Origin of the sequence: Rhodococcus sp. YH1 (assembly GCF_009939605.1) — a bacterium.
Taxonomy (GTDB): domain Bacteria; phylum Actinomycetota; class Actinomycetes; order Mycobacteriales; family Mycobacteriaceae; genus Rhodococcus; species Rhodococcus aetherivorans.
Window position 1 is genome coordinate 1 of the sequence record NZ_WVTE01000065.1, and the last position, 21,652, is coordinate 21,652.

20 protein-coding genes are annotated in these 21,652 nt (G+C 71.7%); 7 read left to right on the forward strand and 13 right to left on the reverse strand.

Annotated elements, in window-relative coordinates; all coding sequences use genetic code 11:
- Together AIIKEEIJ_RS06690 and AIIKEEIJ_RS06695 are read right to left on the reverse strand one after the other, a co-directional pair.
- Positions 1-1,996 (reverse strand): FdhF/YdeP family oxidoreductase (locus AIIKEEIJ_RS06690; RefSeq protein WP_161995258.1); only part of this gene is annotated, 1,996 nt, incomplete at its 3' end.
- A complete protein-coding gene (locus AIIKEEIJ_RS06695; RefSeq protein ID WP_161995259.1) occupies positions 1,993-2,610 on the reverse strand; it encodes an MBL fold metallo-hydrolase in 618 nt (205 codons plus the stop codon). The genes AIIKEEIJ_RS06690 and AIIKEEIJ_RS06695, both read right to left, overlap by 4 nt.
- 488 nt (positions 2,611-3,098) lie before the next feature.
- Here AIIKEEIJ_RS06695 and AIIKEEIJ_RS06700 point away from each other — a divergent pair, with 488 nt between their 5' ends.
- A complete protein-coding gene (locus AIIKEEIJ_RS06700; RefSeq protein WP_161995260.1) occupies positions 3,099-6,518 on the forward strand; it encodes a protein kinase domain-containing protein in 3,420 nt (1,139 codons plus the stop codon).
- Between the two features lie 74 nt (positions 6,519-6,592).
- Here the strand turns inward: AIIKEEIJ_RS06700 and AIIKEEIJ_RS06705 are convergent, their stop codons facing one another.
- On the reverse strand, positions 6,593-7,117 hold the full coding sequence (locus AIIKEEIJ_RS06705) for a GNAT family N-acetyltransferase (protein WP_161995261.1): 525 nt from the start codon (positions 7,115-7,117) through the stop codon (positions 6,593-6,595).
- Between the two features lie 64 nt (positions 7,118-7,181).
- Here AIIKEEIJ_RS06705 and deoC point away from each other — a divergent pair, with 64 nt between their 5' ends.
- Complete coding sequence (gene deoC / locus AIIKEEIJ_RS06710) at positions 7,182-7,847, forward strand: deoxyribose-phosphate aldolase (protein WP_161995262.1); 666 nt, start codon at positions 7,182-7,184, stop codon at positions 7,845-7,847.
- 39 nt (positions 7,848-7,886) lie between these two features.
- On the opposite strand, the gene AIIKEEIJ_RS06715 is transcribed toward deoC, so the two are convergent.
- Entirely contained in the window at positions 7,887-8,624 is a 738-nt protein-coding gene (locus tag AIIKEEIJ_RS06715; RefSeq protein ID WP_161995263.1) for an LmeA family phospholipid-binding protein, read from the reverse strand.
- Between the two features lie 103 nt (positions 8,625-8,727).
- Here AIIKEEIJ_RS06715 and AIIKEEIJ_RS06720 point away from each other — a divergent pair, with 103 nt between their 5' ends.
- The gene (locus tag AIIKEEIJ_RS06720) at positions 8,728-9,345 is read left to right on the forward strand and encodes a type IV toxin-antitoxin system AbiEi family antitoxin domain-containing protein (protein WP_029545192.1); all 618 of its coding nucleotides are present in this window, start codon (positions 8,728-8,730) and stop codon (positions 9,343-9,345) included.
- Here the strand turns inward: AIIKEEIJ_RS06720 and AIIKEEIJ_RS06725 are convergent.
- The 3 genes from AIIKEEIJ_RS06725 to AIIKEEIJ_RS06735 all read right to left on the reverse strand — a co-directional run bounded on the left by AIIKEEIJ_RS06725 (position 9,291) and on the right by AIIKEEIJ_RS06735 (position 11,205).
- On the reverse strand, positions 9,291-10,124 hold the full coding sequence (locus AIIKEEIJ_RS06725) for a class I SAM-dependent methyltransferase (RefSeq protein ID WP_161995264.1): 834 nt from the start codon (positions 10,122-10,124) through the stop codon (positions 9,291-9,293). The two genes, AIIKEEIJ_RS06720 and AIIKEEIJ_RS06725, sit on opposite strands and share 55 nt — an antisense overlap.
- A 6-nt stretch (positions 10,125-10,130) precedes the next feature.
- Positions 10,131-10,637, reverse strand: a complete 507-nt coding sequence (locus tag AIIKEEIJ_RS06730; protein WP_006946528.1) for a DUF2505 domain-containing protein — start codon at positions 10,635-10,637, stop codon at positions 10,131-10,133.
- A gap of 64 nt (positions 10,638-10,701) precedes the next feature.
- Complete coding sequence (locus tag AIIKEEIJ_RS06735; RefSeq protein ID WP_006946535.1) at positions 10,702-11,205, reverse strand: DUF2505 domain-containing protein; 504 nt, start codon at positions 11,203-11,205, stop codon at positions 10,702-10,704.
- A 71-nt stretch (positions 11,206-11,276) separates the two neighbouring features.
- On the opposite strand from AIIKEEIJ_RS06735, the gene AIIKEEIJ_RS06740 reads away from it, so the two are divergent.
- Both AIIKEEIJ_RS06740 and AIIKEEIJ_RS06745 read left to right on the forward strand, forming a co-directional pair.
- Positions 11,277-12,323, forward strand: a complete 1,047-nt coding sequence (locus AIIKEEIJ_RS06740) for a UDP-N-acetylmuramate dehydrogenase (protein ID WP_338020915.1) — start codon at positions 11,277-11,279, stop codon at positions 12,321-12,323.
- Positions 12,324-12,389: 66 nt separating this feature from the next.
- Positions 12,390-13,565: a L,D-transpeptidase gene (locus AIIKEEIJ_RS06745; protein WP_443217093.1), complete on the forward strand. Its 1,176-nt coding sequence runs from the start codon at positions 12,390-12,392 to the stop codon at positions 13,563-13,565.
- 10 nt (positions 13,566-13,575) lie between these two features.
- Here AIIKEEIJ_RS06745 and AIIKEEIJ_RS06750 read toward each other — a convergent pair whose 3' ends face one another.
- The 3 genes from AIIKEEIJ_RS06750 to AIIKEEIJ_RS06760 form a co-directional block, all read right to left on the reverse strand.
- Positions 13,576-14,628 carry a DUF2804 family protein gene (locus tag AIIKEEIJ_RS06750; RefSeq protein ID WP_161995266.1) on the reverse strand — a complete coding sequence of 351 codons (1,053 nt, stop codon included), beginning with the start codon at positions 14,626-14,628 and terminating at the stop codon, positions 13,576-13,578.
- A 6-nt stretch (positions 14,629-14,634) separates the two neighbouring features.
- The gene (locus AIIKEEIJ_RS06755; protein WP_006946542.1) at positions 14,635-15,384 is read right to left on the reverse strand and encodes an SDR family NAD(P)-dependent oxidoreductase; all 750 of its coding nucleotides are present in this window, start codon (positions 15,382-15,384) and stop codon (positions 14,635-14,637) included.
- Positions 15,385-15,446: 62 nt separating this feature from the next.
- Positions 15,447-16,403 carry a TauD/TfdA family dioxygenase gene (locus tag AIIKEEIJ_RS06760; RefSeq protein WP_161995267.1) on the reverse strand — a complete coding sequence of 319 codons (957 nt, stop codon included), beginning with the start codon at positions 16,401-16,403 and terminating at the stop codon, positions 15,447-15,449.
- Between the two features lie 418 nt (positions 16,404-16,821).
- Between AIIKEEIJ_RS06760 and AIIKEEIJ_RS06765 the strand changes: the two genes are divergently transcribed.
- A complete protein-coding gene (locus AIIKEEIJ_RS06765; RefSeq protein WP_443217094.1) occupies positions 16,822-18,069 on the forward strand; it encodes an ROK family protein in 1,248 nt (415 codons plus the stop codon).
- Positions 18,070-18,152: 83 nt separating this feature from the next.
- Here the strand turns inward: AIIKEEIJ_RS06765 and AIIKEEIJ_RS06770 are convergent, their stop codons facing one another.
- Genes AIIKEEIJ_RS06770 through AIIKEEIJ_RS06780 form a run of 3 tightly spaced genes read right to left on the reverse strand, consistent with a single transcriptional unit; the run spans position 18,153 to position 20,462 of the window.
- Positions 18,153-19,187: a tocopherol cyclase family protein gene (locus tag AIIKEEIJ_RS06770; RefSeq protein ID WP_161995268.1), complete on the reverse strand. Its 1,035-nt coding sequence runs from the start codon at positions 19,185-19,187 to the stop codon at positions 18,153-18,155.
- 5 nt (positions 19,188-19,192) lie between these two features.
- Positions 19,193-19,654: an SRPBCC family protein gene (locus AIIKEEIJ_RS06775; protein WP_029545173.1), complete on the reverse strand. Its 462-nt coding sequence runs from the start codon at positions 19,652-19,654 to the stop codon at positions 19,193-19,195.
- A gap of 25 nt (positions 19,655-19,679) precedes the next feature.
- Positions 19,680-20,462: a PIG-L family deacetylase gene (locus AIIKEEIJ_RS06780; RefSeq protein ID WP_006942308.1), complete on the reverse strand. Its 783-nt coding sequence runs from the start codon at positions 20,460-20,462 to the stop codon at positions 19,680-19,682.
- Here AIIKEEIJ_RS06780 and AIIKEEIJ_RS06785 point away from each other — a divergent pair.
- On the forward strand, positions 20,461-21,651 hold the full coding sequence (locus tag AIIKEEIJ_RS06785) for an MFS transporter (protein ID WP_037201057.1): 1,191 nt from the start codon (positions 20,461-20,463) through the stop codon (positions 21,649-21,651). The two genes, AIIKEEIJ_RS06780 and AIIKEEIJ_RS06785, sit on opposite strands and share 2 nt — an antisense overlap.
- Position 21,652 lies beyond the last annotated feature (1 nt).

The following is a 21,652-nucleotide window of genomic DNA, read 5'->3' on the forward strand; positions in this document are numbered from 1 at the left end:
CGTAGATGGTGGTGTTGTACTGATCGTGGGAGCGCAGGGTCTGCAGGATCAGCCGGCCCTCGGGCACCGGTACCCAGTCGAGGTCGTTGACGACGAAGTTCGCCTTTCCGGTGGCGGTGTGGAAGCGGCGCTCGTCGCGGGGTGGGTGCGGCAGGACGAACCCGTCCGGTCGGCGGACCCGGGTGTTGAAGTCGTCGAACCCGGGCACGACGCGGGCGATGGCGTCGCGGATGGCGTCGTAGTCGTCGGCGAACGCGCGCCACGGCACCGGGTGATCCGGTCCGAACAATGCCTGCGCGAGCTCGCAGACGATGGCGACCTCGCTGCGCAACTGTTCGCCGGCCGGCGTCAGGCCACCGCGGGAAAGATGCACCACCGACATCGAATCCTCCACCGACACCAGTTGTTTGCGGCCGTTGCGGACGTCCTTGTCGGTGCGGCCGAGCGAGGGCAGGATGATCCCGGTGCGCCCGTGCACGAGGTGGCTGCGGTTGAGTTTGGTCGAGATCTGCACCGTCAGCGCGCAGTTGCGCAGCGCGGCGGCGGTCACATCGGTGTCCGGGGTCGCGGAGAGGAAGTTGCCACCCATCGCCATGAACACGTGCGCGTCGCCGTCGCGCATGGCGCGGATCGAATCGACCGCGTCGAGGCCGTGCCTGCGGGGACTACGGATGCCGAACTCGTCGTCCAGAGCCTGCAGGAAGGACTCGGGCATCTTCTCCCAGATCCCCATCGTCCGGTCGCCTTGGACGTTGGAGTGCCCGCGCACCGGGCACACCCCCGCTCCGGGTTTGCCGATCATCCCCCGCATGAGCAACAAGGCCACGGCGTCCTCGATGGTGGCCACACCGTGGGTCTGCTGGGTCAGGCCCATCGCCCAGCACACGATGGTGGCGTTCGAGGCGATCAGGGCGCGGGCGGTCTGTTCGATCTGCTCGCGCGTCAGGCCGGTCGCCTCGAGCACCGTGGCGAGGTCGACGGCCCGGATGTGCTCGGCCCACTGCTCGAACCCGGCACACCGGCTGTCGAGGAACTCGCGGTCGAGCACGGTGCCCGGCCGACGGTCCTCCTCCTCGAGCAGCAGCTTGGCCAGGCCTTGGAACAGGGCCTGATCCCCGCCGATGCGGATCTGCAGGAACTCGTCCGCGATCTGTGCGCCGTCACCGAGCACGCCGTTCACCTTCTGCGGGTCCTTGAACCGCAGCAACCCGGCCTCGGGCAGGGGGTTGATCGCGATCACCGTGGCGCCGTTGGCCTTGGCCTTCTCGAGCACGGAGAGCATGCGGGGATGGTTGGTGCCGGGATTCTGGCCGGCGATGAGGATCAGGTCGGCGTCTTCGAGGTCGGTGACCGACACCGAGCCCTTGCCGATGCCGATGGTCTCGGTCAGGGCGGTGCCGGAGGATTCGTGGCACATGTTCGAACAGTCCGGCATGTTGTTGGTGCCGAAGGACCGGATCATCAGCTGGTAGACGAATGCCGCCTCGTTGGAGGTGCGGCCGGAGGTGTAGAAGATCGCCTCGTCCGGGCTCGGCAGGGCACGCAGGTGCTCGGCGATCACCGCATAGGCTTCGTCCCAGCCGATCGGCTCGTAGTGCGCCCCGCCCGGTCGGATGATCATCGGATGCGTCAGCCGGCCCTGCTGCCCGAGCCAGAAGTCCGTCTGCGCGAGCAACTCCGGAATCGAATGGGCGGCGAAGAACTCCGGGCCGACTTTCCGGGTGGTGGCCTCCTCGGCGACGGCCTTGGCGCCGTTCTCGCAGAACTCCGCGGCCTTGCGATGCCCCGGGGTCTCCGGCCAGGCGCACCCCGGGCAGTCGAAGCCGTGCCGCTGGTTCAGCCGGGCCAGGGTGCGGGCGGTGCGAAGCGGGCCCATCTGCTCGAGACCACGACGCAGCGACACCAGCACCGCGGGCACCCCGGCCGCGTAGGACTTGGGGTCGGTGATCTGGATGTCGTTCTCGTCGAAGACGTGCCGGTCCGTGGTGTTCGTCATGCGCTGTGTCGCACCCATCGATCGGTCGACGAGAACGCCTCGCCGAGAAGGAAACTGTCGCCGTGGCCGGGGTGAACTCGGGTGTCGGCCGGTAACGCCGACAGTGGCCCGGGCGCCGTGCTCGGCGTCGGGGTGTGTCCGGGCGCTTCACACCCGTGCCGGAGGACGTCGCCGGTGAACACCACGCCCAGGTGCGGAAGATGCAACGACACCGACCCGGGCGTGGCGACCGGAGTGTGCAGCACCCGGATCTCCTCACCGGCGACGGCGATGCGCTGCCCGTCGTCGAGTCGCCAATAGCGACGCTGCCCGTGCGCCGCCTGCCACAACGAGTGGTCGGCCGGATGCAGCAGGATCGGAGCACACAGTCCCACGCCCACGTCGACCGCGGCCGAGACGTGGGCCCGGCCACCCTGGGTGCAGATCACCGCGGTGACACATCGGTCACCGACCGCGTCGGCGATGTCGGTGGCTCGACCACCCGCATCGACGACCACCACGTCCCGGTCGTCGCCGACCAGCCAGACGTTCGTTTCTCCGGGATCGGCGAAGAACGGCCCCGGGGGCCGTGCTCGTCGAACGCAGACGCGGTCGATCCGAAAACCCTCACTCACGTCAGGCTCGTACCGTCGGTCGGCTCACTGCACGTGTCCCCGACCCGAATACCTCTGGGCGTGAGCCTGCACCACAGGAACGCGCACCGCGGTAGGCCTTCCAATCGCACACGTGGTCCCTCGCATCTTCATCGAACACAGCTGGTCCTGCCCGACCGTCAACGGTCGTTGCCGGATCCACCGTAAAGTCCGCCGACTTGCCGACGAACTGGCCGAACGATCAGATCGGCCTGTCCCGATGGGCAGTGCGCCCAGGCCCTCGCGCTCCCCACCGCCAGTGAATTTCTGCGGGTGGCGCCTAGAATCGGAAGCAATCCGAGGTGGCGTCATGATCAAGTCCGCAGAGCACCGGCCGGCAGAACCGGCTCCCGGGAGTGCCGTGGTGCACCTACTGCCGTGCCGGACTCGGTCCGAAGACCGGGTGCACGGTGTCCGGTGACGCCGCCGAACGTCCCGCTGATCCGCCTCCGAGGGAGCTTGCGGACGAGTTGAGCGCGGCCGGTTTCGTCGAGCCGCGGGTGGCAGGGCAGGGAGGTTTCGGCATCGTCTACCGCTGTCGTCAGCCCGCCCTCGACCGGGTGGTCGCGGTCAAGGTGATGAGCCCCAGTCCGGACGAGACCGACCGGGTGCGGTTTCTGCGCGAGCAGCAGGCGATGGGCCGGCTGTCGGGGCATCCGAACATCGTGCACGTGCTCGAGGCCGGCGTCACCCGTACCGGGCGTCCCTACATCGTGATGCCGTTCCACCGCCGGGACTCCCTCGAGGCCTGGATCAACCGGCGCGGGGCCCGCACGGTTGCCGAAGTTCTCGACATCGGCATCAAGGTGGCCGGGGCGCTCGAGACGGCACACCGGGCGGGTGTCCTGCACCGCGACGTCAAACCGGCGAACATCCTGATCTCCGAGTACGGCGAACCGCAACTGACCGATTTCGGGATCGCCCGGCTGTCGGATCGGCAGGACACCACGCGAGGCTTGGTGGTGGGCTCTCCCGCCTACACCGCGCCGGAGCTGCTGCACGGGCAGTCTCCGTCGGTCGCCTCGGACGTCTACGGACTCGGCGCCACCTTGTTCACCGCGCTGGCCGGCCGGCCGGCCTACACGCGGCGCCGCGGGGAGGAACTGGTGGCGCAGCTGCTGCGGATCAGCACCGAACCGATCCCGGATCTGCGCGAGCGGGATGTTCCGGAGGGTGTGTGTGCGGTGATCGAGCAGGCGATGGCCCGTGAGCCCGCCCACCGCTTCGGCACGGCGGCGGGGTTGGGGGAGGCGCTGCGCAGCGCCGGGGCGGACCTCGGTTACACCGTTGCCGACCTGCCGTTGCCGTTGGTCTGGGACGAGGAGAGCCCACCGCAGCCGGAAAGTCGCGAATCCCCCGCGACCGCGGCGTATCTGCGCCTCGACCCTTCGGCCGGTGCGTCCGTGCCTGCTCGCCCGCCCGCCGTGGCGACCAAGTACCGCCCCCCGGTCGCGGCTCACGCGATGGTGCAGCGCACCCGGCTGCTCGACCGGCTCAGTACCGCGACCCGGGCACGGCTGATCTTGATCCACGGCCCGGCCGGATACGGCAAGACCACCGTGGCCACCCAGTACGTGCGGATGCTCGAGCACGACGGCGGCAAGACCGCTTGGTTGTCGATCGACGAAGACGACAACACCCCCGCCTGGTTTCTCGCGCATCTCGTCGATGCGGTCACGGTGACCCTGCCCCGGCTGGGCAGAGAGCTGACCCGTGTCCTGGAGGCACACGGGGAGGGTGCCGAGCGGTTCGTGCTGACCACCCTCATCAACCGGACACACGCGGGCGGGCAGCACATCGCGGTGGTCCTCGACGACTGGCACCGGGTGACCAACCCCGCCAGCCGGGCCATCGCCCGGTTCCTGCTCGAGCAAGGGTGCCACCACCTGCAGCTGGTCGTCACCAGCCGGGCCCGGCAGGGTCTGCCGCTGAGCGGCCTGCGCGTGCACAACGAGCTGATCGAGATCGACGCCGCCGCACTGCGCTTCGACGTCGACGAGTCCCGCCAGCTGCTCACCGGTACCACCGGATTGACCATGGAGGACAAGGACGTTGCCGAGCTCGAGGAAACAACCGACGGGTGGGCGGCGGCCCTGCAGCTGGCCTCGCTGGCAATACGCGAACACCATGACCCCCGGACGGTCATCCGCCAGCTGTCGGGCCGACATCGCGCTCTCGGCGAGTACCTCGCCGAGAACGTCCTCGACAGCCTCGAACCGGACCTGCTCGACTTCCTGCTGGCCACCGCGGTCAGCGAACGCACGTGCGCAGCCCTGGCCACCGCCCTGACCGGCCGCCGGGACGCCCAGGCCGTGCTCGAAGACATCGAAGAACGGGACCTGTTCCTCACCCGGCTCGACGAGGAGGGACAGTGGTTCCGCTACCACCACCTGTTCACCGACTATCTACGCCGCCGGCTCGAACGAGGCGACCCGGAACGCCTGCACGAGCTGCACCGGACCGCGGCCCGATGGTTCGCCGATCAACACCTGTTGAGCGCGGCGGTCGATCATTTCCACGCCGCCGGCGACGACGACGCGGCGATCGACGTGGTCGAGCGGGAAGCAATCCCACTGCTCGAACAATCCCGGATGAACACTCTGCTCGGGTTGGAGACCAAGCTACCGACGACCGCCGGCGCGATGCGGCCACGCCTGCAGCTGGCGGTGGCCTGGGCACACGCACTGCTGCACCACCGCGCTGCGGCCAACGACGCCCTCAGCCGCCTCGAGGCAGTGCTGCCGACCGTGCCCGGCGACGAAGAGGCTGACGCCCGAGCCGAGGCCGATCTCATCCGGGCCACCATCACCGTCTTCGACGACCGTCTCGACCACCTCGACGAGGCACTCGAGGCGTGTATCGCCCGCGCCGACAGACTCCGCCCGTGGATTCTGTGCGGTGTCGCGGATGTGGCCTCGTTCCGCGAGATCCAGCGGTTCGACTTCGACGAGGCCCGGCGCTGGCAGCAATGGGCACGCCCGCATCACCGCCGCGCCTCCGGGCCGTTCAGTGTCATCTACGGCTATTGCCTCGATGCAGTGGCCGCACGGGAACAACTCGATCTCGACGGCGCCGAGACGAGCCTGCGCCACGCCATGCACCTGGCCACCGCTTCCGACGAAGACAATTCCTACAGCTCCCGGCTCACCGGTGCCCTCCTCGGGGAATTGCTGTACGAACAGGGAAACCTCGCCGAGGCCGAAGGCCTGCTCGACGAGAGCTACAGCCTCGGCGCCGAAGGCGGAACCGTCGAGTTCATGCTCGCCACGTACGTCATCGGCGCTCGCCTGAAGCATCGCCTGGGGCAGCACGAACAGGCCGCCGAGCGACTGGCTGAAGGGGAACGGCTGGCGCTGTCACTGCAACTGCCCCGCCTGGCGGTGTACATCACCAACGAGCGTATCCGGACGGGCATCGGGATATCGCAGGTCTCCCCGGACACCTTTCCTCCCGGGCTTCCGAGCGACGTTCCTGACGGGATCGCCCAGGTCACGGCCGAGACCACGGAAGAGGCGGCAATCCGGCTGCTGCTCGCCGCCGGCTCCGACAGTGACCGGACACACGCGTGCCGGCGCGCCCGAATCCTCACCGAGTCGATCAGCGCCACCGACCGGCCCAGAGCATCCCTCTATGCCCGCTCGTTGCTGACCGAGTGCCTTGTCACGGTCGGCTCACTCCCGGAAGCGGAACGGGTGTTACTGCCCGTCCTCGAGCAGTGTGCACGGTCGGGTTTGGTTCAGCCGGTGCTCGATACCGGACCCGCTGTGCGAGAACTCGTTCGGCGGGTCGGTTCGGAACGACACGGCCGCAGCATCAGCCCCGCCCTCGCCCACTTCCTCGATCGGCTGCACACAGCACCACAGCCGTCCGCGGCGTCGGAGAACACGTGAGTCCTCCCACCCCGGGGAACGCCGAATCGAGCGCATCGCGACACCGCGATTGCTGCCCCGACGGCCCGCTCGGGCTAGCCGATCTCGTAGAACGGAGGCGCGTAGCGGAACACCCCGCGCAGCTGCGGCCGATGGGCGGTGAGCGCGCGGGCCTGCAGGTGTGACGCCCATTCGGGCACGTCGGGTTCGACACCGAGCTCGGCGGCCGGGACGAACCCGAAACGGGGGTAGTAGCCCAGGTGCCCGAGCAGCACCACGAGCGGTTCGTCGAGGGCGTCCGCCGCGCCGAGCACCGCGTGCATCAGAGCGCCCCCGACGCCGGCGCGCTGCAACTCCGGAAGCACCCCGATCGGCCCGAGGGCCAGCGCCGGCTCGCCGTCGACCGTGCCGCGGGTGACGCACACGTGCCCGACGACCGTGCCCTCGGCGTCCGTTGCGACCAGTGACAGCCGGGGCAGCCACGCCGGGCCGGCGCGCAGCGCCTCGACCAGGCCGGGCTCGACCGGCTCCGCGCCGGTTGGGGTGAGCGGCGCGAATGCGGCGCGGTGCACGTCGCCGATCGCGGGGACGTCGGCGGGAAGTTCTCGTCGGATGAACACGAGAGCAGTGTGGACACCGGCGTCGGGCCGGGCAACGGAATATCGCTGTGGAAAGCTGACGGGTATGCCGGAGACCACCCTCCCCCGTGCCCGGGTCGCCGCGATGGTCGACCACACCCTGCTCAAGCCCGAGGCGTCGGGGGCCGACGTGCGCGCGCTCGTCGACGAGGCCCGCGAGCTCGGCGTCTGGTCGGTGTGCGTGTCGCCGTCGATGCTGCCGCTGCGGGCGGACGGACTCGTCGTCGCCACCGTGGCGGGCTTCCCGTCGGGCAAGCACCATTCGCTGATCAAGGGCGCCGAGGCCCGGCTCGCCGTGGATCAGGGCGCCGCCGAGATCGACATGGTGATCGACATCGGCGCGGCCGTCGCCGGGGACTTCAACGCCGTGCTCGCCGACATCCTCACCGTCCGGGAGGCGATCGGGTTCGAGCCCGTGCTCAAGGTGATCATCGAGTCCGCGGCGCTGTCGGACGAGGCGATCGTCGAGGTATGCCGGTCCGCCGAGCGGGCCGGCGCGAACTTCGTCAAGACGTCCACCGGGTTCCATCCCGCCGGGGGTGCGTCGGTGCACGCGGTGCGGCTGATGGCCGAGACGGTGGGCGGCCGGCTCGGCGTCAAGGCCAGCGGCGGCATCCGCACGGCCGAGGCGGCGCTGGCCATGATCGAGGCCGGCGCCACCCGGCTCGGCCTGTCCGGCACCCGCGCGGTGCTCGACGACCTGCCGGAGTGAGCACCGGGCCGCGGCCTCAGCGAGTATCGGGCCGCGGCCTCAGCAGTCGAGCTGGTTCTGCGACTGCTGTCCGGCCGGGGCCTCCGGCATCGTGTAGGCGCCGCCCTCGAGCGTCACCGCGATCCCGGAGTCGGTGACCGACACCGCCGTCGCCTGCATGTCCAGCGGGTACTGCTGCAGGCTCTCGGTGAGGATCTGGACGATGCCGTCGACCAGTGCCGTGGGCAACCCGATGCCGAACAGCGACGCGTCCACCGTCTCGACGGCGATCGCCCCGTTCCGGGCCTCCGGCCGCACGGTCAGCTCCGCCAGGTCCGCGCCGCCCACGGTGAAGCGGAGGGTGCCGGCGTTCGCGTCCGGGGTGACGTCGGTGATCAGCGAGCCGAGCGGCAGGGTCTGCACCGTCGCGAGGATGCCCGACGACGGCCACACCACGTCGGCGCTCGAGCTGCCGATGGTCCCGGCCCCGGCGGCGCTCTCCCGCAGATCCACGTCGCGGACCACGGCGTGCACCTGCATCTCCTGGGCGGGGCCGAACGCCGTGTCGTCGCTGTCGAGCGTGACGGACGAGACCTGCTTGTCCACGAGCGAGAGCAGCACCGGCTTCCACCCGAGATCCACGTCGACGTTCGTGCCGAGTTCGCTCTCGAACGACTGCGCGAGGCAGTTGGTGGCACGGTTGCGGACGTACACCTCGGCGCCGACGAGCACCGCGACCAGCGCGACGGCGAGGGCGATGCCGATGGTGGCGAAGGGGATGCGCTTCCGGTTCGTCATGGCTCCGGATTGTTCCGAAGAACTCTGAGGAAGGTCTGTGAAGATGCGGCCCCACTACCAGAAAGTGTGAGGTGGGACACAGTTGTTCGGGTACTGTGGCGGCATGACGGGCTGGACGGAACCTGAACACGACGCCTCCGGCCGGGTGGATCCGGACGAGGCCCTGCGACATACCGCGCTCGCGCAGGCGGGCTTCTTCACCGCGCGCCAGGCCATTGCCCACGGCATCGCCACGATCGACTTCGTCGGCCGGATCGCGGCCGGGCACTGGGTCCGGATCGAATCGGACCTGTTCCGGCTCGGGGACAGCCCGCACACGAAGTTCGACGAGTTCGCGCAGTGGTGCGCCTGGTACGAGGGCGCGGCGGTGGTCTCGCACCAGAGCGCCGCCGACCTGCACGGCATGGGGCACCTGCAACCCCGCTTCCTGCACCTGTCGACGGCCGACCAGCGAACCGTGCCGAGCAACCGGCTCGCCCTGCACCACCGGCAGCTGCGCGCACAGGACTGCGAGCAGGTCGGGTGCTTCCGCATCACCACCCCCGCGCGGACCGCCGTCGACCTCGCCGCGGGTGGGGTCTCCCAGGAGGTCCTCGACGAACTCGTCGGCGACGCCATCGCCATCGGGCGGGTGACCTCGGCGCAGCTGCACGCCGCGGTCGCCGATCAGCCCGCGGCCGTCGCGGACCGCATCGAGCTGGCACTGCTCGCGGCCGGCTGAGCCTGCGCCGGGGCGACGAAGTCCCACGGCACGGTCAGCACGCAGTCCCGCAGCCGCCGGCGTTTCGATGCCGCCGGCACGCCCTGGGCGCGCAACAGGTCCAGCGTCGCGCGCCAGCGCACGCGCGGTCCGAACGCCGCGTGCGGTGCCGCCGACGCCCAGGCCCGATCCGCCGCCTGCAGCAACTCGTGGATCCGTTCCCCCGGCACGTTGCGGTGGATCAGCGCCTTCGGCAGACGCTCGGCCAGGTCCGACGGGGTGTCCGAGTGGAACGGGCTCCACGCCAGCGTGAGCGTGCGCGGGCCGTGCTCGTCGAGCAGCACCCACGCGCACCGCCGGCCCAGTTCGTCGCACGTGCCGTCGAGCAGCAACCCGCCGGGCGCGAGCCCGGACCGCAGCCGATCCCACGCCGGCGCCACCGCCTCCTCCGGGTACTGGCGCAGCACGTTGAACGCGCGGATCAGCACCGGCCGGAGCCCGGCCAGCTCGAAGCCCCCGCGGGCGAACTCCACGCCGTCCCGCCCCGGCACCACCCGGTCGGGATCGATCTCGAGACCCACCACCCGCAGGCGGCGACGCACCGTGCGCAGCCGCGCGGCCAGCTCGAGGGTGGTCACCGGCATCGCGCCGTAGCCGAGGTCGACGACGAGCGCGTCGTCCCGGGAGTGCAGGACGCGGGCGACGTCGGGGTGGTGCATCAGCCAGCGGTCGCTGCGGCGCAGGCGGTTGATGCCCGTGGTGCCGCGGGTGACGACACCTTCCGGGCGCGGGGCGCGCACGGGGGACTATCCGAACCGGCGCGCGAGCCAGCCGGCGGTGATCTCCGCCTCGGTGCGGAACAGGTCGACGAGGTTGACGAGCATGAGCTGCTCGAGCTTGCCGCCGATGAACGGCAGGAAGACCTTGGCCTCCGAGGTGGTGCGCAGGGTGCTGCCGCCGTCCGAGGCGAACAGTTCCATCGTGCCGGTGAGGCTGCCGGGACCCGCGGGGACCGAGGCCTGGTAGCTGCCGGTGATGGTGTCGCCGAAGGGGGTGTACGTCTCCTTACGGGTGATGACCATGTCCTTCTTCATCACCGTCTGGGCGATCTCGGGCAGTTCCGTGCGCGGCAGGACGTGGTGCAGTACCAGGTCGATGCCGTCGTCCGACACCTCGAACTCCGCGAGGTGGTTCTCGGAGTACTTGCGCATCTCGACGATGCGCGCCTCCCAGTGCGCGCGGTCCGAGAGCGCCTCGTACACCTGCTCCGGGCTGTACGGATAGCGGGCGGAGTAGTCGATTCGCCGGGCCATGACATGCGAGGTTACCGGTTCGTTACCGAACGACGGAAATCGTCACCGTCCCGCAACGGCCTCGTCAGTGCGGCTCGGACAGCCACTTCGCGGTGAAGGTGCGCTCCACGTCGAACAGTTCGACGATCTGCTCGACGATGATGCCCTCGATCTTGCCGCCGAGGAACGGGATCCGCACCTCGGCCTCGCCGTCGATCTCGACGATGGTGCCCGCGCCGTCCGGCGCCATCGTGGAGGTGCCGTCCACCTTCCCCGGCAGCCCGTCCACGTGCGCGGAGAAGCGGCCCGTCGCGCGGTCCCCGGTCACCGGTTGCCACGACTCGTGCCGATGGATGACCAGGTCGCCGGGATGGAAGTTGGTGACGAAGCTCGGCAGGTGCTCGGCCGGGATGGACTGGGTCATGTGCAGGTCGATCGTCCCGTCACCGGTGCGCACGTCCTCGAGCGTCGCGCCCGGCCCGCCGATCTCCGCCAGGCGGCTCCGCCAGTAGTTCTCGTCGACGAGCGCCGCGTGCACCGTGGCGACGGGGAACGCGTAGTGCGAGTAATGGTCGATGCGGCTGCCCATGATCGGCACGCTACCGTTTGCGGGTGTCTGATCCGCGTATTGGGGCCCAACTCGTCGAGGCGGGCGCCGCCGTGTCCGAGGACGTGCCGCTGTCGACGCTGACCACGCTGCGGCTCGGCGGTCCGGCCCGGCTGCTCGCCGAGTGCACCACCACCGACACCCTCGTCGAGGTCGTCCGCCTGCTCGACGCGGCACGCGTCCCCACCCTCGTCCTGGCCGGCGGCTCCAACCTGGTGATCGGCGACGCCGGGTTCGACGGTGTGGTCGTGCGCATCGCGACCACCGGGATCGAGCCGGGGGAGGACACCGTGCGCGCCGAGGCCGGCGCCGGGTGGGACGACGTCGTCGCCCTGACCGTGAAGGCGGGCCTCGGCGGGCTCGAATGCCTGTCCGGCATCCCCGGCTCCACGGGTGCGACCCCGGTACAGAACGTCGGCGCCTACGGCGTCGAGGTCGGGTCGATCCTGAGGGCCGTGCGGCTGCTCGACCGCACCAGCGGCGACGTCCGGTGGATCGGCCCCGAGGACCTCGGGCTCGGGTACCGCACCAGTGTCCTCAAGCACTCCGACGACGCCCTGGTCCTCGAGGTCGACCTGGCCGTGCGGCCGGACGGGGCCAGCGCCCCCATCGGCTACCGGGAGCTGGCGTCGGCCCTGCACGCCGAGGAGGGCGAGCGACGCCCGGCCGCGGAGGTCCGCGAGCAGGTGCTCGCCCTGCGCCGGGGCAAGGGCATGGTGCTCGACCCGGACGACCCCGACACCTGGAGCGCCGGATCGTTCTTCACCAACCCCGTGCTCGCCGAGGACGAGCTGCCCCGCGTGCTCGCGGCCGTCGAGGAACGCGTCGGGCCCGACGTGCGGATCCCGCGGTTCCCCGCCGGTGGCGGCACCAAGCTCTCCGCGGGATGGCTGATCGAGCGGGCCGGGTTCGGCAAGGGCTTCCCCGGCCCCGGCGCGCCGGTGCGGCTGTCCACCAAGCACACCCTCGCGCTCACCAACCGCGGCACCGCGACCACCGCCGATCTGGTGGCCCTCGCGCGGGAGGTGCGCGACGGCGTGCAGGACGCGTTCGGTGTGCGGCTCGAGCCGGAGCCGGTCACCGTGGGTTGCTTCATCTGAGAGCCGGTCTGCCGGACCTGCCGCCGCGCTGCGACGCGACCGCGCGGCGGGCGTACCCTCGTCGGAGTGCTCCACCTGGGTGAACGAAGTCGTCGGTTGTTGTGGTTCGGGCTGCTCGCACTCGTCGCGGTGCTCGCGGCGTGCTCGTCGGGCCCCGGCGGGAGTGCGGTTCCCACCGGCACCGCGCCCGTCGTGTCGATCGTCACCGACCCCGCCGACGGCGCCACCGACGTGAACCCCACCACCCCGATCCGCGTCTCGGTCACCGACGGCGAGCTCACCGAGGTCGCCCTCACGAACGTCGGAACGAGCACCGTCGTGCGTGGCGCCCTCGCCGCCGACCGCCGCAGCTACACCGTCGCCGAACCGCTCGGGTACGGCGCGACCTACCGCTGGTCCGGCACGGCCGTCGGCTCCGACGGCGAGGCAGTGGCCGTCCAGGGCAGCTTCGACACGGTCGACCCCGACCGGGTCGTCTCCGCGAACCTGAACATCGCCGACGCGCAGCCGGTCGGGATCGCCGCCCCGATCATCGTCCAGTTCGACGGCCCGATCACCGACAAGGCCGCCGTCGAGAAGGCCATGGTGGTCGGCACCGACCCGCCGACCGTCGGCAGCTGGGCGTGGCTGCCCGACGACAACGGCGGTGCCCGCGCGCACTGGCGCCCGCAGCAGTACTGGACGCCGGGCACGGCAGTGCACCTCGACGCGCGGCTCTACGGCCTCGACTACGGCGACGGCGCCTACGGGGCGGAGGACCTCACCCTCGACTTCACCGTCGGCCGGAGCCAGGTCGTCGTGGCCGACGCCACGTCGCACCGCATGCAGGTGGTGCGCGACGGAGTGACGATCATGGACATCCCGGTGAGCTACGGGCAGGGCAACGAAGCCCGCAACGTCACCCGCAGCGGCGTCCACGTGGTCACCGAGAAGCACGAGGACTTCCTGATGTCCAACCCGCCGTACTACGAGAACGTGCGGGAACGCTGGGCGGTGCGGATCTCCAACAACGGCGAGTTCATCCACGCCAACCCCGCGACCCTCGGCCAGCAGGGGGCGACCAACGTCACCAACGGCTGCATCAACCTCTCGCTCGGGGACGCCCAGGAGTACTTCGCGACGGCGATGTACGGCGACCCGGTCGAGGTGTCCGGAACGTCGATCGAGCTGTCCGCCGCGGACGGCGACCTGTACGACTGGGCGATCGACTGGCCCACCTGGCAGTCGATGTCCGCGCTGTAGGCAAGGCGCACTACCAGCGGTTGCGCACCTTCTCGGCGAATCCGAGAAGCTCGCGCACCTCGAGCCGGGCACCGTCGTCGAGCGTGACGTGGCCGGTGAACCGGCCGAAGACCTGATGCTGCGTCGAGCGCAGGACGAGGGCGTTCACGTCGGCGGCGCGGTCGAGGGCCGGCTCGAACCCCATCTCGAACCGGCCGTCGTTGCTCGAGAACCGCCACGGCGCGCCGTCGTAGGTGCCGTGAGGCAGATGGAACCGCACCCGGTCCAGCTTGTGCGCCACGCCGTCGAGCAGGAGCATGTTCTCGCTTCCGGCGGCGGTGTCGCCGAAGCCGTGACCGACGGTGAACCCGAAGGGACGCCCCTCGTGCCGTCCCGATGCGGACGCCCAGAACCAGGTGTTGTCGTAGGTCCACACGCCCCGGCCCCAGTCGAACACCCCGAACGCGGAGGCCGGGTCGAAGGTGTGCTCGCGGCCGCCGACCGTGATGGTGCCGGCGGCGGTGAGGCCGGGGATCTTCTGGTTGTAGTAGAACGCCCGCTCGTCGCCGGGGAACGGGATCGCGACGACCATCCGCTCGGCACCGGGCGGGGTGAGCACCACCTCGCCCGACAGGCCCTGCCCGCCCGCGAATCCGGGATGCCGGACGATCAGCCGCCGGGCGCCGCGCTCGTGCCGGAACTCGAGGCGCATTCCGCGCCGGTCGACCACCACATCGCCCGCGTCCGCGGAGGCGGGCAACCGCAGCCGTCCGAGCGGAAACGGGATCATCGCGTTCTCGGTGGTGTCCGCACGGCCGGCCAGGTCGAGCCAGCTCACGCCGAGCAGGCCCATGTAGCCGTTGTCGGCGACGGTCAGCGCGAGACCGAACGGGCCGTCGTCGCCGTCGGCGAGCACGCAGTAGTAGTCCCACTCCTTGATCCGCCACCGCGGTGCCGCGACCCGGGACCGGTCGTAGGCCCGGACCTCGGTGCCGGCCCAGCCGGCCTCGGCGAGACGGCCCCGCACGTCGAGCAACGGCCCCGGGGAGAGGCGGCGTTGCCCGGCGTCCCTCTCGATGCCCACCGGTTCCTACTCGGCGGTGCGGTGGAAGCGCATGGGGCCGGCCTGGTCGCGCGGCTGCACGATGATCTGGTCCAGGTTCACGTGCGGCGGGCGCGACGCGACGAAACCGACGATCTCCGCGATGTCCTCGGCCACCAGCGGCGTGATGCCCTCGTACACCTTGGCGGCGCGCTCGGCGTCCCCCTCGAACCGCACGAGGGAGAACTCGGTCTCCACCGCACCCGGCGCGATCTCGGTCAGGCGCACCGGCTTGCCGAGCAGCTCACCGCGCAGCGTGCGGTGCAGCACCGCCTGGGCGTGCTTGGCGGAGGTGTAGCCCGCGCCGTTGTCGTAGGCATGGAACGCCGCCACCGACGTGATCGTGACGATCAGGCCGTCGCCGGAGTCGACGAGCTTCGGCAGCAGGGCCTTCGTCATCCGCAGGGTGCCGAGGACGTTGGTCTCCCACATCCAGCGCCAGTCGTCGAGGTCCGCCTCGGCGACCGGAGCCATGCCCTTGGCGCCGCCCGCGTTGTTGACCAGCACGTCCACCCGGGGGAGCACCGTCGTGAAGGCGGTCACCGAGTCCTCGTCCGTGACGTCCAGCTCGAGGGCCGTGCCTCCGATCTCGTCCGCGAGCTTCTCGATCCGGTCGACGCGGCGAGCGCCGACGACGACGTGGAAGCCCTGGGCTGCGAGGGTTCGGGCGGTGGCCTCGCCGATGCCGGAGGAGGCACCGGTGACGACGGCCACGCGGGAATCGGGAGAAATCGTCATGCAGGCGATCCTAGGGTGCCCCGGATACGGTCGCGCGGGGGTCCGCGCGACCGCGGCGTCCGTCACGACGCGAGCGGCCGGGGCACCTCGACGACCGAGTAGGCGCTCGCGTCGCCGGCGACGGACCGGCTCGCCTCGCCGTGCACGCTCACCGGGACGTCCCCGGCGAGGGTGATGCGATTCAGGCGGCGGTGCAGGCCGTCGTAGTCGGCGACGGCGTAGTGCTGGGTGGCGCGGTTGTCCCACACCGCCACGTCCCCGGCGGCCCAGTTCCAGCGGGTGGTGTACTCCAGCCGGGTCTGGTGGTCCTGCAGCAGCCGGAACAGCGCCTGCGACTGCCGGCCGCTCAGCCCGACGAAGCCCTTGACGAAGTGGCCGAGCAGCAGCGACCGCTCCCCGGTCTCGGGGTGCACGCGCACCACCGGGTGCTCGGTCTCGAAATACTCGGACCGGAACTCGGCGCGGTACTCGGCGACCCGCTCGTCGGCGCCGTCGCGGAGGTGCTCCGCGCTCTCGGCGGCGTAGTCGTACAGGTTGGTGTGGGTGGCCCACAGGTTCTCCGCCAGGGTCTTCAGCGGGGTGGGCAGGCCCTCGTAGGCCGCCACCCCGGAAGCCCACGTGGTCGAACCGCCGTAGGCGGGCAGTTCCACCGCGCGCAGGATCGACGCCTTCGGGATGCGGTCGACGAACGAGACGTCGGTGTGCCAGCTGTTCGCCTTGCCGTAGTCGGAGTCGATCGGGAGCACGTGCGCCCCGCGCGAGGTGACCGTCGGGTGCGCGGTGGTCGGCGTGCCGAGCAACTCGGCGAACGCGTACTGCGACGCGTCGTCGAGGTGGTGCTGTTCCCGGAAGAAGATCACCTTGTGCTCGGCCAGGGCGCGCCGGATCGCTTCGACGGTGGCCTCGTCGAGATCGCCGCCGAGCCGCACGCCGTCGATGCGGGCCCCGATGTGCCCGCCCAGACGGACCACGGACACGTCGCGAGCGGAGGCGGTGCGGGTATCGAAATCCACGGACATGGAGGACCTTTCGTAGATCGAACGTTGGTGCCGTCGACCTCATCACCGGCGGCGGGCCGGCGTAAGGGTTTCCGTCACCGTGATCGGGACCGTTGCCGCCGCGTCGCCGTGCGGATTGGACACAGTGGCGCGCGGCGGCTAGGTTGCGGATATGCCAGCTCGCCGTCTCCGTGCTCCGCGGGTCACCTACGTGACCGCCGCGCTGGGCTCGCGGCTGCCGCTGGCGCGCGAACTGTGTTGTCGCTGACACCGCCCTTCGCGCCCCGCTTCGTTTCCCCCGGCCGTCGGCCGGTGGGTCTCTGCCTCACGATCGAGCGGATCGGCGCCTCCCTGCCACGCCCCGGGTCTGCGGACCCGATCTCGAGGAAGAGTCGCAGTGACTGCAGTAGCTACGTCAAATGTCCTGTCCACCAATGTTATTCGCCCGACATCCGGATCGGGCGTCCGTTCCCGTAGTGCCACCGCCCGGGTGCGATCGACGACGCGCGTGCAGATCGTGCCGCCCGAGCTGAAGATCGCCGACGGCACCGCCGCCGCGGTGTTCCGGGTCGCCGCGGCGCGCGGGCCGATCTGCCGCGACCAGGCGGCGACGGCGACGGGCGCGAGCATCGCCACCGTGAACCGGCAGGTCTCGGCGCTGCTCGCCGCGGGCCTGCTCCGGGAGCGGCCGGATCTGACCGCGTCCGGTGCCGTGGGCCGGCCCCGGGTGCCGTTCGAGACCGACCACGAGCGCTACCTGACCGTGGGCATCCACATCGGTGCGGCCGTCACCGGCATCGTCGCGAGCGATCTGCGCGGGCGTGTGATCGGCGCGGTGGAGATCCCCACTCCGCGCGGCGGCCAGGAGGCGGCGCTCGGGGCGATCACCAGCAGCGCCAGGGCCTTCGCGTCGCGCTGGCACCGGCGCACGCCGCTGTGGGCGGGCGTCGCGCTCGGCGGCCGCGTCGATTCGGCCACCGGAACCGTGGACCACCCGCGGCTCGGCTGGGAGGATGCGCCCGTCGGGGCCGTGGTGAGCCGGGGCCTGGGCCTGCCGGTTTCCGTCGCCGCGCACGTCGAGGCGATGGCCGCCTCCGAGTTGCTGCTCACCCCCGACCGCGACACCGCCGATGTCGAGGGCGCCACCCTGTACTTCTACGCTCGCGAAACCGTCGGTATCGCAATCGCATTCGACGGCCGGGTGCACACACCGCGCGGCGGCCCGGGCTCGGTGTCGCACCTGCCCACCGGATCGTCCGTGCCGTGCGCCTGCGGTGCCCGCGGATGCCTCGAGGCCACCGTCGCCGACCGTGCGGTGCTGACCCGGGCGCGGTCCGCCGGCCTGCTCGACGCGGGCGCCACGTCCGTCGCCGCGTTGTACGCGCTGGCCCGCAACGGTTCTCACGAGGCCCACGAGATCCTCGTGGAGCGGGCACAGGTGCTGGGGCGGTCCGTCGCGATGCTCCGGGACCTGTTCAACCCGGACCGGGTGATCCTCGGCGGCCAGGCGTTCACCGCGTACCCGGAGGCCGCACCGCACGTCGCGCGCGCGCTCGCGTCGCCGTCGGGCGCCGACGTCCGGGTCACCGGATTCGGCGACCGAGTGCAGGCGCACGCCGCGAGCGTGGTGTCCTTGAGTTCGCTGTACTCCGATCCGCTGGGCGCGATGCGCCGGGCGCTGGTCTGATACGCGCACGGAATGGGTATCCGCGCAGACGATTCGATTTCCTGCGCGGACGGCCGGGAGGTGCGCGGATTCGGGGCCGCCGGTCAGCCGCCGGTCAGGGGCGGGCCGTCCGTCGCGTCCGCCGGCGCACCCCGCCGGTCCAGTTCGGCCCGCGCGCGGGCCAGACCGCCGTGCTCGAGCGCCGCGAGGGGCGACTCGTCGGCCCAGACCAGCGTGCCGCGGTCGCGGACGGTCACGCTCAGCGAGCCCGCGAGGTGCTCGAGGGCGCCGGGCACGTTGCGGCGCTCGAGGGGCAGCGGAACCGGCAGGACGTGCGCGGCGCTCAGCGGGGCGGTCGCCTCGATCTCGACGGTCCACCGCGGCCCGCGCCCGAACAGCGACCACCGCTCGTCGGCGACGTGGGCCCGTACCGGGGAGACCACGGGGTTGCCCAGCCGGATGACGGGTCCGTCCGGCAGGGCGACCACCACCGCCGTCACCTCGGTCCGCAGCGGTCCGGCGTGGACCTGCCCACCGGCGAAGGCGACGCACGCGGCGGAGTCGGTGAAGCCGTGCGCCTGGCCCCACCACCACGACTCCGGGAATCCGCCTCGGCCCCAGTTCTTCTCCGCGTACACCTGGGCGCCGTCCAGGTTCCACGTCTCGCCCCCGAGCACGGCCTCGCCCTCGGCTCGCCCGTCGAGCAGCCACGGGTGCCAGTACTGGTTGAGCGCGGGGACCGCGTGGAAGACGCTGGATCCGCCGAACCGGCGGCGGGGCCACGGCCGGGGCGCCGTCACCCGCACATCGAGGCGTGCGTCGTCGCCGAGGTCCACGCGCAGCCGGTCGGGCTCCCCGCGGAACGCCGTGCCCGCCGACGCGCCGAGCCGCCGCGGGTCGGCGAACCCCTCCGGATGCGCCGTCGTACGCAGGAATCTGCCCGGGTGCGCCGCCAGGCCGAGGGTCGCCCACGACCCGTCGGCGGCCCGGTTGACGCCGCACAGCGCGATCACCACCCGTCCGGCCCCGGGCTGGGTGAACCGCCAGAAGTACCCCTCCATCGCGACGTCGTGCGCCGTCAGCGGATCACCGAAGGGCAGGTCGGCGCCGGTGGCGCGGTAGCTCGAGCACAGCGACACGACGCTCAGATCCCGGCCCGGGCCGCGGCCGCGATGTCGTCGAGGTCCTGGTGCAGCGCCTTACGCGTCGCCCGCAGGGCCAGGGGAGCGACGAGCGCCGTCAGCGCCCGCCGGATCCGTCCCGGACGGCCGGCGTCGGCCGAGAACCGCACGGTCAGCGTCGTGCCGGCCCGCTCGGGGGCCACGTCGAACTCGGTGCGGTAGCGCACACCTCCGGATTCGGCCTCGACGGCCGTGTGCCGCCCCGGCTCCACGGCCGTCACGGTCATCTCCTCGGTCGCGGCCCTGCCGAACATCGTGCGGGTCTCGCGCCAGCGGGTGCCGACCTCGTAGCCGACGCCCGCGAGCCGTTCGACACCCTGCACCCCGCTCAGGATCTGCGGGGCCGAGTCGACGGAGGTCAGCACCCGCCACACCCGGTCGGGTGGTGCGTCGACGAAACGGCTCAGCTCGACGTGGTGGCCCATTCGCGCTCCTCTTCGGTCGGGTCGATCACAGGGGCAGGGCGTTCTCCTGCAGCGTCGGCTCCGCGCCGCGCCGGCGGAACCATTCGAGGCCGAAGGCGCTCGCGAGCTGTTCCGGCGTCATCGCCAGCATCGGCCCGAAGTCACCGACCTGTGAGGCGTGCGCGAGCATCGCCGCCCGTTTCGCGGGGATCGTCGCGGACACGTCGATCGTGGTGGTGATCTCGGCCTCCGGCAGGCCGAACGTGTCCAGGTCCGGGGGCGACGCGTCCGGGCTCACGTCCGGGTTGGCGGCGAGCAGGCGACGGATGTGGTCCCGGTTCATCGCCGCCTCGTACACCGACGGGTGCGCGGTCAGCTCCTGGGCCCGGGCGCCGACGCGGTGCACCTGCACGTGGTCGGGGTGCCCGTATCCGCCGTTGGGGTCGTAGATGGTGACGACGTCGGCGCTCTCCTCCGCGAGCACGGCCGCGAGCCGGGCCGCGGCCGAGTCCACGTCGACGTTGCAGAACGCGGCCGGGTCCGCGTTCTGCGGCGCCCCGGCCATGCCCGAATCGGCGTAGCCCAGCGGCACCAGGCGGGCGACTCCCAGCGTCTCCGCCGACGCCTCGAGCTCGGCGCGGCGACGCTGCACCAGGGACTCGCCGGGACCGAGCAGCCCGTCGGGGACCTCGCCCGCGGCGCCGTCCGTCGCCACGACCAGCACCACCCGATGCCCCGCGTCCGCGGCGAGGCGCATCACCCCGCCGGTGGTGAACACCTCGTCGTCGGGATGGGCATGGAAACACACCAGCACGCTCACGTACTGCATGCTGGCACGAATGCGCTCCTACCGTGCACTGTTCACCGCGCCGGGCGCCGCCGCCTTCTGCCTGGCGGGGTTCGTCGCGCGGTTGCCGATCGCGATGGTCGGCATCGGCATCGTGACGATGTTCTCGCAGTTGCGGGGTGATTACGGCCTCGGTGGCGCCCTGGCCGCGGTGTTCGCGCTGTCGTACGCGGCGCTCACCCCGCTGGTCTCGCGGGCCGCGGACCGGCACGGGCAGTCCCGGGTCCTGCCGGTCGCCGCGGCGATCAGCGCGGCCGCGACCGCCGCGATGCTGGCGGGGGTGCGGTGGGAGGCGCCCGAGGCGCTGCTGTTCGCGTGCGCGGTCCCGGCGGGACTGATGCCCACGATCGGCGCCATGGTCCGCGCCCGGTGGACCGAGCTGCTCCGCGGCACCGACGGGTTGCGTACCGCGTTCGCGCTCGAGGCGGTGATCGACGAGCTGTGCTTCATCGTCGGGCCGGTGCTGTCGGTGGGGCTGAGCGTCGCCGCGTTCCCGGAGGCGGGCGCGTTGCTCGGGGCGGTGCTGCTGGTGATCGGCACGGTCGCGCTCGCCGCCCAGCGCGGCACCGAACCCCCGGCACGCCCGGTCGTCGCGGGGGCACCCGGCGCGAGCGTGCTGCGGATCCCGGTGCTCGTCGTGCTGGTGGTGGCGATGACGGCGATGGGCACGATCTTCGGCGTCGTCGACGTGGTCGGGGTCGCCTTCACCGCCGAGCGGGGCGCGCCCGGCGCCGCGACCGTGGTGCTGGCGATGTTCGCGACCGGGTCCGCGCTCGGCGGCCTCGTCTTCGGGGCGGTGCGGCTGCGGGCGCCGCTGACGCGGCAGCTGCTCGGCGCGACGGCGGCCGTCGCGGTCCTGCTGTGGCCGCTGCTGCTCGCCGACACGGTGCCGGCCCTCGCGGTGCTCTACCTGTCGGCCGGGGTGGCCGTCGCCCCCACCATGATCGTCGCGACCTCCCTGACCGAGCGGATCGTGCCGCCGGGCCGGCTCACCGAGGGCATCACCTGGACGGTCACGGGACTCGGGGTCGGTGTCGCGGTCGGCTCCGCCGTCGTCGGTCAGGTCATCGACCGGTCCGGGCCGAGCGCGGGCATCGGGGTCGCGGTGGTGGCCGCGCTCGTCGGATGCGCGTGCGCGGTGGGAGTGGCCCGGCTCGCCCGGCTAGGGTGAC

Excerpts from the sequence above, each read along its gene's own strand:
- deoC (WP_161995262.1), top strand. The coding sequence starts at position 7,182 with ATGCCGGAGACCACCCTCCCCCGTGCCCGGGTCGCCGCGATGGTCGAC.
- AIIKEEIJ_RS06715 (WP_161995263.1), bottom strand. The coding sequence starts at position 8,624 with ATGACGAACCGGAAGCGCATCCCCTTCGCCACCATCGGCATCGCCCTC.
- AIIKEEIJ_RS06720 (WP_029545192.1), top strand. The coding sequence starts at position 8,728 with ATGACGGGCTGGACGGAACCTGAACACGACGCCTCCGGCCGGGTGGAT.
- AIIKEEIJ_RS06730 (WP_006946528.1), bottom strand. The coding sequence starts at position 10,637 with ATGGCCCGGCGAATCGACTACTCCGCCCGCTATCCGTACAGCCCGGAG.
- AIIKEEIJ_RS06735 (WP_006946535.1), bottom strand. The coding sequence starts at position 11,205 with ATGGGCAGCCGCATCGACCATTACTCGCACTACGCGTTCCCCGTCGCC.
- AIIKEEIJ_RS06755 (WP_006946542.1), bottom strand. The coding sequence starts at position 15,384 with ATGACGATTTCTCCCGATTCCCGCGTGGCCGTCGTCACCGGTGCCTCC.
- AIIKEEIJ_RS06760 (WP_161995267.1), bottom strand. The coding sequence starts at position 16,403 with ATGTCCGTGGATTTCGATACCCGCACCGCCTCCGCTCGCGACGTGTCC.
- AIIKEEIJ_RS06775 (WP_029545173.1), bottom strand. The coding sequence starts at position 19,654 with ATGGGCCACCACGTCGAGCTGAGCCGTTTCGTCGACGCACCACCCGAC.
- AIIKEEIJ_RS06785 (WP_037201057.1), top strand. The coding sequence starts at position 20,461 with ATGCTGGCACGAATGCGCTCCTACCGTGCACTGTTCACCGCGCCGGGC.
- AIIKEEIJ_RS06780 (WP_006942308.1), bottom strand. The coding sequence starts at position 20,462 with ATGCAGTACGTGAGCGTGCTGGTGTGTTTCCATGCCCATCCCGACGAC.